We start from the raw sequence: 17431 nt of genomic DNA on the forward strand, positions 1-17431 counted from the left end.
GTCGCCTGCGTTTTCAACAGTCCGCTAGTGTGTGCTCAGGACAAAAGACCTGCGTCAGTTGCGCCAGGACCACCAGCCTCGGTTTCGTCTAGATTCAGTCGAACAAGACATGGCGCCTGGTAGGGCTGGCGTTCGCGGGCGTCATTCTGCTCGTTTGGCGCGGCGGTGGTAATGCTTTCAAGGTCTTGGGGCTGCATGTCAAAAATCTCCTATCAGGTTGATAAACGAATACGGCTCAGCAGGTCACTTACTGATTGCGGGGATGCACAGGTACAGATACAACGCTGACACCAGCCAGAGATTACAAAGGCTCTGCCAGAAACTCAGGACTGATTACTGCCATCACTGATAAAACCAGTGGAGCCCAGTGTTTTTGAAAGTTCCATTCGCACCAGGCTGGGCGCCTGGTAGGGCTGGCGTTCGCAGGTGTCGATCTGCTCGTTTGGCTCGGCGGTGGTAACGCTTTCAAGGTCTTGTGTTTGCATGCTATGGCTCTCGTGGCGGGTGCTGATCAGCGATTATCTTCGGTGTGGTAGTGCCGGGTGAATAGCGCTAACAGGGGTCAGGAAAATATACCCGCGTCGGTTGAACCAGCTGAGCCAGCCTCGGTGTTCTTGAATTCAAGTCGGACAAGGCTGGGCGCCTGGTAGGGTTGGCGTTCGCGGGCGTCGATATGCTCGCTTGGCTCGGCGGCGGTAACGCTTTCAAGGTCTTTGGGTTGCATGTCGGGGCTCCGTGGTTGCAGATATCTGATCGTATCAGCGTTATCTGTTGGGCAAGCACTTAGGATGCCGCGCAAAGTGCCTGCCGATGAGTTCTGATTGAACGTTGGCATAACTGGCTCGTTCTAGCACGATGATCGCTCGTCTGCCAGATGGCCGCTCAAAATCATGCCACCTGTTGCAGTCTGCCTCCAGCGACCGAATGCATAATGCGCTTCGCAGGCTTGAGTAGGGGGAGGGCATGCGGCATTCTTGGAGTCGCCTAGGACTGGCGGTGGATGGGATTTCGCTGGTGTATGGTCTCATTTCCCTGCCTGAGTCGCTTCATGCACATCGCCTTTGTCCTGGGCACGCGCCCCGAAATCATCAAGCTGTCCTCCCTGATCAAGGCCTGCCAGGATCAACGGATCGACTACACCCTGATCCATACCAATCAGCATTATTCGTCCAATATGGATGCGTGCTTCTTCGAGGAGCTGGCGTTGCCGGCTGCCCATTTCAACTTGGGTGTCGGGGCCTGTCCTCCTGCCTCACAGGTCGGACGTATTCTGGTGGCTCTGGATCCGTTGCTCAACGACCTGAAACCTGATCATGTGGTGGTACAAGGCGATACCAACAGCGCTCTGGCCGGTGGGCTGGCCGCGAGCAAGGCGGGCTTCAGTGTGGCGCACGTCGAGGCAGGGTTGCGCAGTTTCGACCGTAGCATGCCTGAGGAAAACAACAGGGTGCTGCTCGACCACCTGGCCAGCCATTGGTTCTGCCCTGCCGAGCGGCAGGTTCAACTCCTGGCTCGGGAAGGTATCGCCGGAGCAGGTGTGCAGGTGACCGGCAATACGGGCGTGGATGCCACCTTGCTCTATGCCGCACGGGCAATCACATACTCTCAAGTGCTCGAGCGGTTTGGGGTGCAGCCAGGCAATTACCTGTTGCTGACCTGTCATCGTCCCTCCAATACCGATGATATGGCGCGTTTCGCCCAGCTCATGAGCAGTATTGAGTATCTCGCCAAGAGGCGTGGGCAGGTGGTCATATATCCCTACCACCCTCGCTTGTCAGATGCACATCACGCAATACTCGCAGCCTTGCCTTCGATTATCTGCTGCGAGCCACTGGGCTATCTGGATACCTTGGCATTACTGCAGCAGTCATCCCTGCTACTCACCGACAGTGGGGGGTTGCAGGAAGAGGCCTATGTGCTGGGTTTGCCTTGCCTGATCCTGCGTAACAATACCGAGCGTCCGGAAACCCTGGAAAACGGCGGAGCCTACCTGGTTCGGGATATCTCGCCAGAGACGCTTTGCCGACTGGCTGCCGAGTTGGAAGGGGCGAGCATTCACAGGGGCGGAGCCCTTGGCGATGGCCTTGCCTATCGCCATATTCTCGGTGCTTTGCTCGAATCCTGAGGCTGTCAGGGTTAGCCGAAGAGGCGCTTGGCGAGCCAGGCCGGCAGCCATAGCATGATCAGGCGGCTATTGCTGGTGACATAGCGTTTGAGCAGTCGCCTAGGCTCCTGGAGAAGGCGAAACACCCACTCGCAACCGGCCCGCTGCATCCACAGTGGAGCACGCCGCAGGCGCCCAGCCAGGACATCGAACGAGCCGCCAACCCCCATCAGAAAGGGAATATCGAGCCTGGCCTGGACGCGGCTCAGAAAGAGATCCTGATTAGGTGTAGGGAGTCCGACGATCAGGCAGTCAGCTCCGCTGTCGCGCAGTGTCTCGAAGAGCTGCGGCTCCTGTTCTGCGTTGAAATAGCCATGGTGCCAGCCCGCCAGTTGCAGCGTCGGGTAACTGTGTTGCAGCTTCCTCACGGTTTCCTCGATGACGTCGGGCGTTGCACCGAGCAAATAGGGGCGCAAGCCCTGGGTGGCACAGACTTGCAGCAACGCATGCATCGTATCGATGCCGGTTACCCGCTGCGGAACGGGGATACCCAGGCTGCGAGCCGCCCATACGACGCCCATGCCATCTGCGACGCAAAGCTCTGCACGAAACAGTGCCTGGCGCAGTTGGGCGTCCTCTTGCAGGTCGATCAGCTTGGCGGTGTTGACATCTGCCAGCCTCAGCGGCTGGCGTGTCTGCATGCTGTCCAGCGCGCGCTGGATGACCTGTTCCTGTGTCACCAGGCTGACGGGGGCACCGAGCACGATGGCTTGCGTCGGGGTCGAGAGCGCCTGATCCAGTGCCCTCTCGTGTCGCCAGCGGGAGAGCCTTCCAACCCTGTCTGCACCCAGTACGGATTGAAGGGCTTTCAGACGCATGCGCCGGATTGGCGATACAGGCGTTCGCTGAGCGTCTCGGGCCTGTTGTAGAAAAGCTTCGCGCTGGGCAGGTGTCACAGGGGCAATGACCGAGCCTTCCGCCGCAGGGCGTGCCTCTTGATAAAGATTACCGGCCGTGCAGTTCGTGGGCGCGACGGGGTCCCAGCCTCCCAGGCGTATGACGCGCTGCAGGCCGTCTGCACTGAAATAGCAGGTGTGCGCTGGATGCACTGCCGTCCAGGTGGCACCCGGGATGAACGCATCGGGGACTTCGATGGCCAGGCGACTTTCGGGGGTACTGACGGCGGCAAGCTGCCTGAGCACACCCACAGGATCGACCAGATGTTCAAAGGTATGAAAGAGCGCGATCAGATCAAGCGTACCGACTTGATCGATCTGCTCGAGTTCGATGAAACGAACGGGGGCACCATCGAGCGCCAGGCTGCGTTCGGCATGACCTGGCTCGACCGCGAATAGCTGCAGGTCATCGCGTAAGGCATGCATGCTGCCAAGGAAGGCGCCATGGCCGGAACCGATCTCCAGAACCCGGGCATTGCGGGGCAGTGATTGGGCCAGTCGCCTGGCTCTGTGCAACGCCAGCTCTCGGCTGCGCATCTGCAACAGCAGGCGTTCGTCCGGCGTGTCGCTGGCCATGAAGGGGAACAGCTGGCGATAGTGTTCCCGGTAGAAATGATCCAGAGTCGTGGCCGGCAGATCCGGGCACAGGTAGGCTGAGGCGCAATGGCCACAGCAGTAGAGCGTCTGGCCGCTATCGAGCAATTGCTCTCGGTCGATAGCGTGCTGATCTTCTGTCATTCCGCAGAATCGGCAGATGGCGGCTCCATAATTCGGTCGCATCAGGCTCATGCGTTGGCCTTATGCTTCTGCCACTCTGTCACGATCTCCTGAAGGCTGTCATCGAGCGGTGTCGCTGCATGCCAGCCTGTGGTCTCGGTGGTCTTTTCCGGAGCCCCCCACTGGCTAGGACGGTCGACCTTGCGGCGCAGGGCTGGATCGCTGTGAATCTCTACCGTCAGGCCCAGGCATCGAGCCAGGCCATTCACGATATCGGTAATTGCCGTTTCGCGACCGCTGCACAGATTGTAGGCACTGGCTCGTTGCTCGGGCCAGGGCGCATGGTTGGCCAGTGCGGCCAGGCCGGTGGCGAGATCCTTGACATCGACGAAGTCGCGACGAGTATGCAGGTTGCCCATTGCCAGGCGTATATGCGAACCCGCTGGTGCACCTTCCATCCGCCTCAAGACCTCAGGGATCAGATGGCCGTTGGGGTCGCCCCAGCCGATGGCATTGAACAGTCGGGCAATGATGCCGCTGGCTGCAGTGCGCTCGGCCCACAATGCTAGTTGGTGTTCGTTGCTCAGCTTGGTCGCTGCATAGACATCGCAGGGGTGTAGCTGCATGTCTTCGCTAAGGGGCTGATCCGCGACGGCGTAAACCGCGCCGCTGGAGGCCAGCAGGACGCGTTTGCAGCCCTGCTTTGCACAGGCATCGAGAACAGTCTGTAGGCCCAGGACATTGACCTCCACAGCCAGCCTGGGATCGGCTTCACAGCTGGGGATGTGATGCAGCGCCGCCAGGTGGATCAGCGTATCCGGCTCGAACTCGCGCAATGCCTGCTGGACACGCTCCGGGTCACGTATGTCGCCAAGGAAAGTGGTGAGGCCAGGGCGAGCCTCAGGCATGGGAAGACCGACGGACAAATTGTCGAAAACGGCGACATGCGCCTCTGGTAGCAATACTTCCAGCAGGCGACGACCAATGAATCCGGCTCCACCTGTGATGAAAACCCGTCTTTTATTCCCCGATGCTGCGAATGGTGAAGACAACTTCCGCACTCCCTGGCTGGCAAATCAGGCACCGAGTTCAGTGCCATTGATGGTGCCGCCTATTGTAGGGAGGTTTTGGCAGAACAACAGGTGGGTAGGCGCAGAATCCGATGGTGATTGTTGTTAGGATGCTGCGTTGATTTCTGGGGCTTATGTCACTCGTCCAGCGTGATGCTCGGATTGTATGGAGGCTGTCTATGTGTGGTCTGGTGGTTCTGGCACGTTGGCCAGAGCAGGCGAGTAGGCTGGCAATGCGAGCTGCGTTGGATTGTCTGGCGCATCGCGGGCCGGACGCTGAAGGCATGCATGCGGCCTGGGGTGGTCGGTTGCTGCTGGGGCATCGGCGTCTTGCGATTCTCGATACCAATACGGCGGCTTCCCAGCCCATGATTGACCCGCTGACGGCAACCGCGCTGGTCTTCAATGGCGCGATCTACAACTATCGAGAGTTGCGCGCTGAGTTGCAGGCACTGGGCGCCGTTTTCAGCACCGGCTCCGATACGGAGGTCATTCTGTTGGCCTGGCGTCATTGGGGCACGGCGTGCTTCCAGCGCTTCAATGGCATGTGGGCGCTGGCGATACACGACGGGCCTTCCGGTAAGCTGTATCTGAGTCGTGATCGGCTTGGGGTCAAACCACTGTATTGCCGGCGATCGGCGGATTGCCTGGCGGTGGCCAGCGAACTCAAGGCTGTGCTGGCGGCCAGCCAGGCGCCGCTAAGGGTCGATCCCGCCGCGGCATTGGACTACCTGAGCCTGGGCTTGCTCGATCATCGCCCTTCCAGTTTTCTGCAGGACATCATTGAGGTACCACCCGGGGCGCTCTGGTGCGTCACGCCGGATGGCTTCATCGAGCAACGACGTTTTCATGACTGGCCCGAGGTCGATCCAGACTTGCAATGCGAGACGGTCGCCAAGGCGCTGCCCGAGCTTCTCGTGGATGCCGTCGGTTTGCGTCTGCGCTCCGATGTCGCGCTTGCCGCGCAGCTTTCCGGTGGTATGGATTCGGGTAGCGTGGCTTGGGCCATCGGTCAGCAACGCCAGGCGCTGGAGCACTTTCAGGGCTTTTTTTCCTATGGCTACGATGGCGAGATAGGCCAGGAACACGACGAAACGGCGGCAGCCTTGCGCACCCTGGAACATGTCGCGCCTGGGTTGCCGTATCACCGTGTAGCGGCTGCCGCCTGTCCGCAACTGGCGGAGCTTGAACAACTGATCGCGGTGCAGGAGTTGCCAGTGGCGACGCCAAGCATTCTGGCGGGGTGGCGCCTGTTCCGAGCTATCTCGGCAACCGGGGCGAAAGTGGTGCTGACGGGGGATGGCAGTGATGAGCTGTTTGCCGGCTATACCCGGCGCTATCTGCCGTTGGCACTGCGTCGAGCGCTCGGGCGATTGGACTTTGCACAGGCGGGTGCACTTCTGGCGAGTGATGAGCTGTCATACGGCATTGCACTGCGCCGCTTGGTCTGGAGTCTGCCCGCCTCGGCCTTGTATGGCCTGTTCCGCCGGCAGCCGCATATGCGCGTGCTCCGTGAGGGCTTCCTGAATGCTCAGCGAGAGGCATTGCAGGGCGTGATCGCTCTGCAGCGCCAGGAACTCGATGTGCAGGGTGTCGATGATGTGAGGCGGGTGCTGTTGCCGCAGATTCTGCGCTATGGCGACCGCAATGCCATGGCCTGGGGCATCGAGTCACGGTCACCATTCCTGGACTACCGTATCGCCGAGCTGGCCATGCGCCTGCCTGCATCACGCAAGGTTGGACCTGCGGGTGGAAAGCTGCCGCTGCGCATGGCGATGACTGGCCGTCTGCCGGATGCCGTGGTGCGTGGGCACAAGAATCGCGGGTTGGGCAATGCCGAGCAGTACCAGGTTGGCCATATGAATCTGACCGAACTGCTCGAGGCACCTCCGCAGGCCGCAGCAGATTTCATCGACATCGCGCAGCTACGCGAACAGCTACGTCGCCAGCCAGGCAACCCCAGATTGTGGTGGCCGGTCTGTTTCCTGCTTTGGCTGCGTTGGCTGGAGACCGGGCCGGGTCGACTAGCGTGCTGACACGTTTTCGTAGAGGGCTTTTACGCGTTGACGAATACCTTCCCAGGTGAAGGTATTCATCGTGCGTCGATGATGTTCGTCGCTGATCCTGCCTCGAGACTGCTGCACGATGCATTGCACGAGTCGGCTGACATCCGCGAGTGGGTAGAGAGCATCCTCCAGGCCGACTTGGGTGAGGATCGCCCGGTTGCCTGGAATGTCGCTGGCGACCACCGGGCAACGGTGCAACAGCATTTCGATGATTACTGTCGGCATGCCTTCCATTTCCGACGGGAGCAGGAATGCATCGGCTGCAGCCGACATCCCGGCGACATCGTTGTCGCTGACGAAGCCGTGGAACTGTACCCGTTCACTCAGTCCCTGGCTGGCGGCCAGATGTTCCAGGCGTGCACGGTCAGGGCCGGTGCCGACCAGATGCAGCACTGCCTGCTCGAGTCCAGGTTGGCTAAGCGCTGCAATGGCGTCTTCGAGGCGTTTGACGCAGTCGAGTCGTCCTACCGACAGCAAGGCCGGCGAGCCCTTGAGTTCTGTGCCCATGACGTTCTGAGGCAGGTTCTTCAGCAGCACACAGTTGGGGATGAACACAGGGCGTGTGACGCGCAGGTTCCGGGTCTGCAGATAGTCCAGCCAGAATTCAGCCAGTAACACGGTGGCATCAGCCCGCTTCAGGAGCCAGCGTTCGGCCAGTTGATCCCATAGCCACTTGGCCGCGCGTTTAACGGTGCTGCTGTCGTGATCGTAGTAACAATGCGGTGTGTAGACGACTTTCTTGTTCAGGCGATGGGCCATGTACGCCGCACGTAGACTGACTGGTGTGCGTGAGCCATGGACATGCACGATATCCGCCCAGCGAACATCGGCTAGCAGGTTGGCCTTGCTCGCATGATGAACCTCATAGCGGCCGGCTCCTGCGTCAGGGTCTACAGCCTGAGCGATCACACGTATCGAATGCCCCTCTTGCAATGCCAGATCGGCCAGGCCGGCGATGTGGCGCGAAACGCCACCACCGCCAGTATGAGGTTGGAAGTTCTTGTAGACGTGCAGGATGCGTGCAGGAGTCATGTCGAGACTTATCTAAGGGCCTGTGAAGTGGGAACGGCGCTGCCTGTATCGAGTGCGCCGAAGGCGCGTACGGCGCCGCCGAGCATCAGCCACAGCGCCGCCGAGCCTGAAACCGAAAGGATGTGTTCGGAGGTTACCAGTGTGATGGTCATGCCGGCCGCTAGGTAGAATAGTGCCAAACCAAGCGTCTCTTGATGCTGGCGGTATCCGTTCAGCGCCAGGAGCATGGCTCGCCCATAAAAATACAGGAACACCAGTGCGCCGGGGACGCCGATCTGGAACGCGATGCTGAAAATTGCCCCTTCGCCGCCGCCGAGACTGCTCAGGAAAAGTGTTCCGGCTACTGCGCCCTGTCGCCCCAGTCCGCCGCCCAGCAGTAAAACCTGTGGCAGGTCTTGCAGGTTTTTTTGCAGGGCTGTCCAGTGCCCGATGCTGGAGCCATCAAGGAAGAAGATGGTTTTGATGATCAAGGAGGCCGAGGCCGCGAGAAAGCCCGCCAGTACGATGCTGGCGAGCATGAGCCGAACCCAGGGCGGGCCGGAGAGCTGGCGTGCGCTGAGTGCGTAGCCGAGCAGAGCGATCCCTGCCATCAGCATCGCGCCGCGGGTTCCCGACATCCACACGCCAGCGAGTAGCATGGCGCACAGCAGCAAGCGCAAGCAGAGACCTGCACGATCACGCAGATACCTGTGGTTCATCGCCAGCGCCAGCAGCGCTGCAATGGCCAGAAAGCTACCTTGGGCCAGTGGTGCGGCGAGCAGCCCGGCAGCGCGCCGTTGCAGGTTCTCCATGGTGCCCATGTAGAAGTTCCAGGGCAGGGCGGTTTCGGGGTGTGTCGATCTGGGTAGAACGCCCTTGATCTGTGCGCTGTACTCAGGAAAGCGCAGGGTGTGTGTCCAGAATTCGGTGTGGCCGATATCCCAGGTACCGAAGGCGGTACTGGCCAGTGCGATGAGGACGATGAACGATGCGCTGCGCTGTAGCTCTGCGGTATTGCGAATGCAGTAGTAACCGACCAGGAACAGCAGCGGGGGAATCATCAGGCTGCCGAACGAACCGATGATGATCGGCAGTGAAACCCCGTAGGCGAGGCCGACCGGAATGTGCACGAGCGCCAGGGCGCCATACAGCACGATGGCGATGAGCATATCCCTGGGCAGTCGGCAGACCAGCAGGCACAGGGCTGCCGTGATGATGATGGTAGCGTCGCGGCTGGGGCGCAGCATCGAGGCTGCGGGGAAATTGCCGGCGTCATAGAGCCAGGCCGTGAACAGGTCGCCGCAGTGAATCCAGAGGATCAGCAACAGTAGGTAATAGCGTCTCATCGCGTGCAACCCACCCATTCCAGCCATTGGTCATTCGTTTTGAATGTGTCCTCCAGCCAATCGCGCTGGCGTTTCAGGAAGACCTGACGCCGTTCTTCATGCTGCACCAGTGCATCCAGGAGCTGCCTCAGCGCCTGGTAATCGGCCACGCGGATCAGTGGCTGTCCAACCTTTCGGGCGGCTATCGAGCCGGGTGCCTGCCAGTCGAGGCCGATGACCAGATGCCCGTAGCGTGCGGCATCGAGCAATGCCGTCGAGCAAAAGCCCAGCACGATGCTGGGGGCGCTCCCCGGCTGCAGGATGTCATGTGGCGGGCGTCGACACAGGTGAACCAGTGTTGCGGGGTAGGGATTCGCCTGCCGACATTCCTCGGGGTGCAGCAGGATTTGCAGGCGTTGCCCATAGTGATCGTCGGCATGCAGGTGTTGCGCGAGTTGAATGAAGTCGGCCTTCAGCGAGCGACCGAAGATTGGTGTGTGCGTCTGGGAAATGATGCATATCGCCGCTGGGGTAGATAGTGCCTCGGTAGGGGGCGGCAACGCTTTGCTCGGGCCGCGAAGCAGAGTGGCGGGGGGGAAACCCAGCGTCAGGTAGGCTTCCTGGCTGCTCTCTCCCCAGACCAGTTGTCGATCTGCTCTTGGTGGCGCGAATTCGTCTGTTGGCAGCCCGTGCTGCACACAGAGGCTGCGCCATGTGCCCCGGCTGGCCTCTATGGCGGCAACGGCGAACAGGTCGAAGTCGTTGTGCAGTAGCAGCGTTCCGCCCGCAGCCTGCTGCGCCAGGGTGCGCCGCCATGCTTCCAGCCAGAGGCGATGACGAAACAGCGTGCAGCGTACCGGCCAGGCCTCGATGGGAGCCTGATGTGCTGCGGGAAGCGGCATGATCCAGGCGTGCAGTGCACTGATCCAGCCCTTGAAGGATGGGCGTGCCGGGCAGGATCCACTGACTATCGAGCGCAGGCGCGGGTGGATCACGATGGCAGTGGGGCGTCCCTGTGCTTGCAGGCTTTGCAGGCAGGGCTCCAATGCCTCGCGACCGCTGCTACCGGGCAGTGACGCCACCCCGATGATTGTGGGTAAGCGGGCCGATTGGCGAGGCAGCGACAGGCAGTATCCGGCGTCCCGCATGGCTGCCAGGAAACAACGCAGATTGCGTTTGTAGCCTGTGCGCTGCCGGATGAAGAAAAGCTCATGGCGCAAGCGGCTGATTTCCGCGCCGTAGTGATCGGCGAGGGCTTGCTGGAATGCTGCCGGCGACTGGGTCTTGGCGGCATGTGGCGTTCCCGCCTCCCGCAATGCCTGAGGCTGTCGATAAAGCGACAGCAGGATCAGTGGCAGCAGTGCCGCGTTCAACAGCCAGGCAGCCGGGAGATCGATGATCAGTGCGCTGATGAAGATGGATGTCAGAAGCAGATAGCCACTGGAAGTGAGCCCAAGGCGGCACAAGTGAAGTGTGGCCAGGGTTAGGCCCAGCATCACCAGTGCGCGGCCCCACAACAGTCCGGCGGCGGATTCCAGCGCAAAGGCCGTGAGTTGCCACAGCGCACTGGTGAACAGCCCGAAGAACATGATGTGCAGGAGTTGGCGCTCGTGCCCGTGGCCAATGGCCAGTGCACTGCCTAGGCCTCCCAGGGTGATGAAGGTCCAGCCCAGCATGATTGGGATGAGCAGATCCAGCCTCTGCAGCAGGGGCGTTGCAGGCCATAGTGTCCAGAAGGTCAGTACCAGCAGCAGGCCGATCGCCAATCCTGCCAGGAGCAATGCGCCCAGGTAGCCTGCCCACCTTGAGCCCGATCCTTTGACTTCGACCAACAAGAGGCGATTGAACTGGTTGAAGATTCCGGATGCACCATTGAGCGCATGGCTCAACAGGAGGTAGGTGGCGGTGAAGCTGGGTGCCAGTTGGGCGATCAGAAAGGGTGTCAGACGTTCATGCAGGGTTCCGGCAATGCCGATCATCGATAGCTGCAGGGCTGATGCGAGCATGTTGCTTTCCCGCTTGTCCAGGCTGGGTAACAGCAGATGGGGGCGGCCGAACGTGTACAGGTTGACCGCTGCCTGAGCAGCAAAACCCAGGCTGACCAGCGCACCAGCCGTACTGGCGGAAAGGGGCGTATTGCTCAGCAGCACGATCAGGCTGGCCATCAGGGCTGTGGGCCAGGCAACTTGCTGAAGCAGAAAGCCCATATGCCGTCGCCCCTGGGCGAGTAGCGGTGCTGAATAATTGATCAAGCCCAGTAGCGTGGCCGGCAAGGCGCTGAGCAGGTAGGCAAAACCATCGCTTTGCGCACCGCGTATCAGTAGCCAGCCAAGCAAGACTGCTGCATCGAGCAACAGCGTCAGCGTCAGTCGGTGCAGAAGCGCCTTGCGCCAGCGCGCGCTCCAGCCTGGCGCATCTGGCGATTCGCGCAGGAATAGAGAGCTGTAGCCCAGGTCGGCAATGAACAGGGTGCTGAGAATCAGCAGGTGAGCCAGGCCGACTTCGGCGTACAGCGATTGGCCAAGCTGCTGCAGCAGAAGTAGCTGAAAGGCGAAGTTGGTGATCTGGCCAGTGGCATAGATGGCTGCGCCACTGGCAAAGCTGAGGCCCGAGTGTGCCATCTATCGTGCGGCCGTCTGTCCGTCTCGGTTCGGCACATGGCACAAGTAGGCACGCGATGCCGCGCCATAGGCAAACCAGGGCTCAAGCTCAATCTGGCTTTGCTCCAGGAACTCACGCAATGCCCTGCGCTGGCCCTTGTCATTGCTGGCGCGGAACAGGTCATGGTCGTCGCACAGCAAGACGCTGCCCTGTACCAGTCGGGGGCCGATCATGTTCAGAGCATCCCGCGTGGACAGATAAAGATCGCAATCCAGGTGCACGATGGCGGCGGGGGCAGAGCCAATGGCCTGGGCGTTGTCACTGAAAAGTCCGGGCACCAAGCGCAGGCGTGGCGCCTTCAGGCCAACAACGGCGCAGAGCTCCCTCGTGCTTTGTTCAGTTGCCATGAATGTGCCTGTGGCAAGGGTGTCTTCGCCCTCATCATTTTCCGGCATGCCCGAGAAGCTGTCGAAACCATAGAACATGCTCTGATGGGCCATGAAGTCTGCAACGCTTCCCTTACGTTCATACGGAAGATCCTTGGAGTTCAGGATTCGTCCGTTGCAGCGCTGGTAGGACAACCATGAACTGATCAGGCTGTGTCCGCGATAAACGCCAAATTCGTAGTAGTCGCCACTGAGTTGTGTCGCATGTACGTAAGCCCAGGCACGGTGCAGTGCACCATGAACATCATTGCGGTTGAAGTGCGCGCGCGCGCGTAGCCGCCAGTAGATCAGGCGTGCTCGATCCTTGAAACTGGGCATCCGTGTACTCCCGGTGTGTATGAAGGTAGGCGCTGGGTCATGTTGGATTGACGACGGCTCTGTAGGGCTCTGTAACCCCTTGTTTGGTTGTAGCCTGAAGCGCATGCCTTGCGCTGGTGATCATTTGGCACCGAGCGGTAACGCCTGGCGACGGATCAGCTGATACAGGGCAAGCAATACCGAACTGGCGAAAAATACCAAGGCGAATATGCCGGCGCCGACGATCAGAGGGCGCCTGCTAATGATCGGTGTTGCCGGAAGGTCGGTGATTGCCTTGAGTTGAAGCAGCTGTGGCTTGCTGAGTAGAGACTGAACCTGGTTCAGCACGTCCGAGCTGACTTCCGTTGCAGCCAATGATGAAGCATTGGCTTGTTGGAGCTGGTTGGCGCGCGTTATCAATTGTTGAGCCAGATCATGACCCGAATGAGTGGGCGGTAGTGACTTGTCGATCTTGCTGATGACCTGCTCGTAGAATCCAAGCCGCTCCAGCTCGTACTCGGTTTTCTTGATCAGGCTATTGTCCTCCGAAATCGTTGATTCCAGGGCGACAATCTGAGCCAGTGGTGACATATAGCGGCCACCACCACCTTGCACCGAAACCACGGTGTTGCGCTCGACCTGACGAAGTTCAGGGTACTGGGCGAGTAACTGTTGCATGTCTTCGATGCGGCTGCGATTGAGTTGCATGGCGACTTGTTTGTCGAACAGCTGGAGTTGCAACTCCGGTCGTTTGTCGATGATGAGGTTTTGCCAATCGTTTATGAGGCTGCGTGCACCTTCCAGCACCATTGCTTCACGAATCTGGCTGATCATGAGCTGTCGAAGAAGTTTGGATTGGTCGTCGCTGCGGGCTCTGATGGACAACTCCAATCCCAGGGTGCTGGCTTTTTGCAGATTGGCGCTCGGTGCGTCCTGAATATCGTCTCGGCGCAGTGCCGAGCGATAGCGAACACTGTTTTTCCAGAAATCAGGGTTGCTGAAACGGCCAGCCAGTCGCTGGCGCTCGGCTTCATCGCTGCCTGCCGAGCTTTTCTCAAGGGTGTTCTGAATGAGGGCTTTATCTGGAAGGATGGGCTCTATCTGGCGCCATTTGTCCAGTGACAGGGTCGGGGTATCAAGCAGTGCGGTGAGCTGATAGAGCGGATTATTCGCCACCCAGAACACGACGGGCGCAGTGCACAGCAACGCTATCAGCAGCACCCGGCGCCCTTGCTTCAGATAGAAGTTCAATATGCCGATGAACAGGTCGCCCAGCGAGGCTTCATCTGTTCGAGTGGGTGCATCGGCTCGTATCGACATGGTTTGGCTCATCGTGCGTGGTCAGGGGGTATTGTGGGACGCCAAGGTGGGGCACTGTGCCATAGGCTTTTGCGGACGGGCAAACCTAGGAATTGAGCCAGCGCTCGAAGTCTGCCAGTAGGCGGGTCTGTTCGCCCAGTTGCGGGTCACGTCTGGCTCTCAGATGTTCCGGCAGGCGTTGTGTGAAGAAACGCTGCCAGCGTATCCAGTAGCCGAGTAAGGCTGAATCTGGCGTGCCCTGCATGCTGAGTAGCTTTTCGCGCGAGGGAAACAGCGCCTGAGCATAGATCCGCAGCTTGCCCGAAAGAGTCTGTTGTTTGTCCAGCAGCATGAGGTAATAGGCGTCCCGGTGCGACTGTTGGCTGTTCAGAAGCAACTGCTTGCTGACATGCATGACTTCGCTGCTGGGTTGATGTTCTGCGGCCATTGGCGGCAGTTCCAGCCTAGGCCACGCCTGGCGAGCCATTTCCAGCAATAGGTAACACCCTTTGCTGTAACCACCGTGCTTGGCAAGGCGCCAGAAGAGTGGCCAATCAATGCTGTGTTTCTCCAGCAGCATGGCGATGTCGCTGATGATCAGGGGGCCGTTATCGAGTTGATGCTGGTAAGCCGCATGCACGATCAGGTGCAGCAGTTGATCCGTGGGCGAAAGCACTCGCATGGTCGGAGTGCCGGGTGCTTGAGCCTCGATGGCACGGGTACGCAACTGGGTCTGACTCAGGTAAGCGTCATGTTCATCCGTTGTGTAGACACTGGTGTGCACTTCGATGCAGACCCCGTGGCCATCGATCAGCGGGGGGAGGTGCCGGTGTTTGTCCAGCCAGTCCCTGGCATGCCCCTTGGACTGCTCGGACTGGACGAAACCGGCTTGCTGCAGGCATTCAAACGCATGCAAGGCCTGCGCATAGGGGACGAGGATATCCAGATCCCGCATTGGGCGCAGACCTGCTGCAGGATAAACATAGAAGGCCAGGTAAGCGCCCTTGAGCACCAGGCTGTCAATTCCGGCTTCATCCAGCAACTGGGTAACCTGTCGAAGCGCCGCGCCTTGTCTTAGGCATCTGAGCGTCGAGCGATGGCAGGCAGCAGCCAGGCGTTCATGGACTGCTGCGGGTATCGAATCGCGTACGTCTTCATGTTTCAGCTGCCATTGCAGCAGTGGCAGCAAGCGATGTTGGCTGGCCATGTCCAGCAGCGTCGTCCATTCCTGCTCGGTAATTTCAGGCAAGGTAACGGGAGGCTGCCCGAGCAGTGTCAGTAGCTGTTGCCGGGCTAGCTGCTGGGACATGCAGTGCACTCCTGAGTGACGTCGAGAGGGGGATTGCTGCTGCATCTAACCAGGCGACCTCGATCCAGTTCGATCACCTGGGTGGCATGTTCCAGCGTTGTCGGTTTGTGGCTGATGATCAGGATGGTCACCGTTCCTTGCAGTTTGCCAATCGCGTCGCGAATACGCAGCTCATTGTCCTGATCCAGTGCGCTGGTGGCTTCGTCGAGAATCAGCAGCAGAGGTTTGCGCAGAAGCGCACGGGCCAAGGCAAGCCGCTGTCGTTCGCCTCCGGAGAGGCTGACTCCAGCATCACCAATCTGGGTGTCGAGTCCTTGCGGCAGATCGAAAACGAAGTCGGCAGCTGCTTGGTGCAGGGCCTCTTTCAGGGCATCCTCGCTGGCCTCTTCATGGCCACACAGCAGGTTGTTGCGAATGCTGTCGTTGAAGAGGAACACATCTTGGGTCATGTAGGCCACGCTATGACGCCAGGAGATGCGATTGCTCGCATCTATCGGTACGCCATCGACGGTAATCGTGCCCGTATCCGGAGCCAGCAGGCCGGCGATGACATCGGCGAGCGTGCTCTTGCCAGAGCCCGATGGCCCAACGACCGCAGTTGTGCTCAGGTAGGGGAGCTCGAGGGTCACCGAGTCCAGAGCGACTTGCTCGCGCTCTGCATAGCTCACACCAATGCCACTCAGGCGGATTGCATGGCGCAATTGCCAGGTCGAGCTGTCCTGGATCACCTGCTCGCTTGCCGCCAGACTCTGCTGGAGCAGGGCTTCACCCGCAAGCAGCGCCGGCAAGGCATGCAGCCACTGGTGTACCTGCTGCTGGAGGGTTGCAAAAAGCGGAATCAGGCGGGCGAAGATGAGTACCAGTGTCAGTAGTTGAGCCGTCGCGACCGACCAGAACTCAAGCCCCATGTAGAGATAAAACGCCAGCAGCGCGACCCCTGAGCATTGGAACAGCGCTTTGGTCTTGCCGCTTGTGGCCGAGAAGCGTTCTTGCTGCACGCGCATGTCATGCATGGCTAGCTCGAACTGCTCCAGATGAATCTCTTCACGCCCCAGGGTCTTGCTCAGGCGTATGCCCGTCAGGCTGTCCTGCACGTTGGCATGCATCGTTTTGAATGCGGCGGACAAGCCTTGGCCGAGAGCCAGTGCATTGTGGCGCTGGCCATTGAGCGCGACCAACAGCAGAGCCGCACTCAATAGCACCAGCAACGTCATCTGCCACGACAGCAATAGGGCTGCAATCAGGTAAACGGCCATGGTCATCAGCGTGGCGAGTGTCGCGAGTCCGAAGTTGAGGCCATTGCCAATCCGGTTGATGTCATTGAGCAGCAGGCTGGCCAGATCACTTCGACGGCGCTTGATGAGCCAGCGCCACTCCGCGTGCAGCAGGGCTGAAAAACACTCGCGGCGCAGGTCGTCGACGAGGATGTGCTGCAGGTGTGCGGCCTGTTGCTCGCGACCGTATTGAATGAGGCTACGCAAGCCAACCAGTAGCACGAAAAGGGTCAGTAATGGCCCGGGTGTCAACCAGTCGCCAAACCTGCCGGCTGCTGACAGGAGGTTGCTTGCAAGGTTGGCAGAGGTATCAGGTGAGGGCTGCAAAACGTGCAGCAGGGGAATGACAATGGCGATGCCAAGCCCCTCCGTCAGGCCACACAACACCATCAGAACGAAGAGGCTCGCTACCTTTCTCGCCGGGGCTCGTCGGAGCAGGCGCATGAAGGCATTGGCGGCAACTGCGAGGATCATGGCGTTTTACGCCCGGAAGTGACGAAACAGCCTACGACCGTGTAGCTGGCAAGGCCGTCGCCACCGCAGACGCGAATTGATCCGACGGTTACCCAAGCATGTGCAATCAGTGCTTTCTGCACGTCGCGAGACAAACCAAAGCAGGTCACGCAGGGAATGCCTGCTGCTCCCAATAGCATCCGAGCGGTGAGGGCCTGGGCGAAACAGTTGGAATGCCAGGGCGTATGGCATGCAGCCCAGCGAACGGTACGACCAATATCGAGTGCTCGCCTGGTTTGTTGCGGCGTCGCCAGGCATGAGAGTGGATATGGGCCGTGCTCTGCACCGAGCAGTTTGCTCAATAGGCGAAAGGGCAACAGCAGAACCAGCGCTCGGCTCAAACCGAGCAATGGCCAGACAATGGGCAGAGCGTAACGTTGAGCGCGCGGCTTGCGTAGGAAGTTATGCAGTCGACAGCGTAGTTGTGCGTACATGCTGAGCGA

Annotated in this window: 14 protein-coding genes; 2 read left to right on the plus strand and 12 right to left on the minus strand. The window is 59.9% G+C overall.

Annotated elements, in window-relative coordinates; genetic code table 11:
• Positions 1 to 323: 323 nt before the first annotated feature.
• Together C7A17_RS26945 and C7A17_RS26950 are read right to left on the minus strand one after the other, a co-directional pair.
• A complete protein-coding gene (locus tag C7A17_RS26945; protein WP_199796340.1) occupies positions 324 to 485 on the minus strand; it encodes a hypothetical protein in 162 nt (53 codons plus the stop codon).
• Positions 486 to 562: 77 nt separating this feature from the next.
• A complete protein-coding gene (locus C7A17_RS26950) occupies positions 563 to 724 on the minus strand; it encodes a hypothetical protein (protein WP_199796341.1) in 162 nt (53 codons plus the stop codon).
• Between the two features lie 324 nt (positions 725 to 1048).
• Between C7A17_RS26950 and wecB the strand changes: the two genes are divergently transcribed.
• The gene (gene wecB, locus C7A17_RS17720) at positions 1049 to 2125 is read left to right on the plus strand and encodes a non-hydrolyzing UDP-N-acetylglucosamine 2-epimerase (RefSeq protein ID WP_106739254.1); all 1077 of its coding nucleotides are present in this window, start codon (positions 1049 to 1051) and stop codon (positions 2123 to 2125) included.
• A gap of 11 nt (positions 2126 to 2136) precedes the next feature.
• On the opposite strand, the gene C7A17_RS17725 is transcribed toward wecB, so the two are convergent.
• Together C7A17_RS17725 and C7A17_RS17730 are read right to left on the minus strand one after the other, a co-directional pair.
• Complete coding sequence (locus C7A17_RS17725) at positions 2137 to 3849, minus strand: WecB/TagA/CpsF family glycosyltransferase (RefSeq protein ID WP_106739255.1); 1713 nt, start codon at positions 3847 to 3849, stop codon at positions 2137 to 2139.
• Entirely contained in the window at positions 3846 to 4838 is a 993-nt protein-coding gene (locus C7A17_RS17730; RefSeq protein WP_106739256.1) for an NAD-dependent epimerase/dehydratase family protein, read from the minus strand. The genes C7A17_RS17725 and C7A17_RS17730 overlap by 4 nt, the downstream gene beginning before the upstream one ends.
• A 188-nt stretch (positions 4839 to 5026) precedes the next feature.
• Here C7A17_RS17730 and asnB point away from each other — a divergent pair, with 188 nt between their 5' ends.
• Positions 5027 to 6883 carry an asparagine synthase (glutamine-hydrolyzing) gene (gene asnB / locus C7A17_RS17735; RefSeq protein ID WP_158704678.1) on the plus strand — a complete coding sequence of 619 codons (1857 nt, stop codon included), beginning with the start codon at positions 5027 to 5029 and terminating at the stop codon, positions 6881 to 6883.
• On the opposite strand, the gene C7A17_RS17740 is transcribed toward asnB, so the two are convergent.
• The 8 genes from C7A17_RS17740 to C7A17_RS27350 all read right to left on the minus strand — a co-directional run bounded on the left by C7A17_RS17740 (position 6872) and on the right by C7A17_RS27350 (position 17422).
• Positions 6872 to 7945: a glycosyltransferase family 4 protein gene (locus tag C7A17_RS17740; protein ID WP_106739258.1), complete on the minus strand. Its 1074-nt coding sequence runs from the start codon at positions 7943 to 7945 to the stop codon at positions 6872 to 6874. The genes asnB and C7A17_RS17740 overlap by 12 nt on opposite strands.
• An 8-nt stretch (positions 7946 to 7953) precedes the next feature.
• Entirely contained in the window at positions 7954 to 9270 is a 1317-nt protein-coding gene (locus C7A17_RS17745) for a hypothetical protein (protein ID WP_234035817.1), read from the minus strand.
• Positions 9267 to 11870, minus strand: coding sequence for a TMEM53 family protein (locus tag C7A17_RS17750; protein ID WP_106739260.1), 2604 nt, complete (start codon positions 11868 to 11870; stop codon positions 9267 to 9269). The genes C7A17_RS17745 and C7A17_RS17750 overlap by 4 nt, the downstream gene beginning before the upstream one ends.
• A complete protein-coding gene (locus tag C7A17_RS17755; protein WP_106739261.1) occupies positions 11871 to 12614 on the minus strand; it encodes a TylF/MycF/NovP-related O-methyltransferase in 744 nt (247 codons plus the stop codon).
• A gap of 120 nt (positions 12615 to 12734) precedes the next feature.
• Complete coding sequence (locus C7A17_RS17760) at positions 12735 to 13913, minus strand: hypothetical protein (RefSeq protein WP_106739262.1); 1179 nt, start codon at positions 13911 to 13913, stop codon at positions 12735 to 12737.
• A gap of 85 nt (positions 13914 to 13998) precedes the next feature.
• Complete coding sequence (locus tag C7A17_RS17765; RefSeq protein ID WP_158704679.1) at positions 13999 to 15201, minus strand: nucleotidyltransferase domain-containing protein; 1203 nt, start codon at positions 15199 to 15201, stop codon at positions 13999 to 14001.
• A complete protein-coding gene (locus C7A17_RS17770; RefSeq protein ID WP_234035818.1) occupies positions 15186 to 16949 on the minus strand; it encodes an ABC transporter ATP-binding protein in 1764 nt (587 codons plus the stop codon). Before C7A17_RS17770 ends, C7A17_RS17765 begins: the two co-directional genes overlap by 16 nt.
• On the minus strand, positions 16946 to 17422 hold the full coding sequence (locus tag C7A17_RS27350; protein ID WP_106739264.1) for a lasso peptide biosynthesis B2 protein: 477 nt from the start codon (positions 17420 to 17422) through the stop codon (positions 16946 to 16948). Before C7A17_RS27350 ends, C7A17_RS17770 begins: the two co-directional genes overlap by 4 nt.
• Positions 17423 to 17431: the final 9 nt, after the last annotated feature.

Source organism: Pseudomonas mendocina, assembly GCF_003008615.1.
GTDB lineage: Bacteria > Pseudomonadota > Gammaproteobacteria > Pseudomonadales > Pseudomonadaceae > Aquipseudomonas > Aquipseudomonas mendocina_C.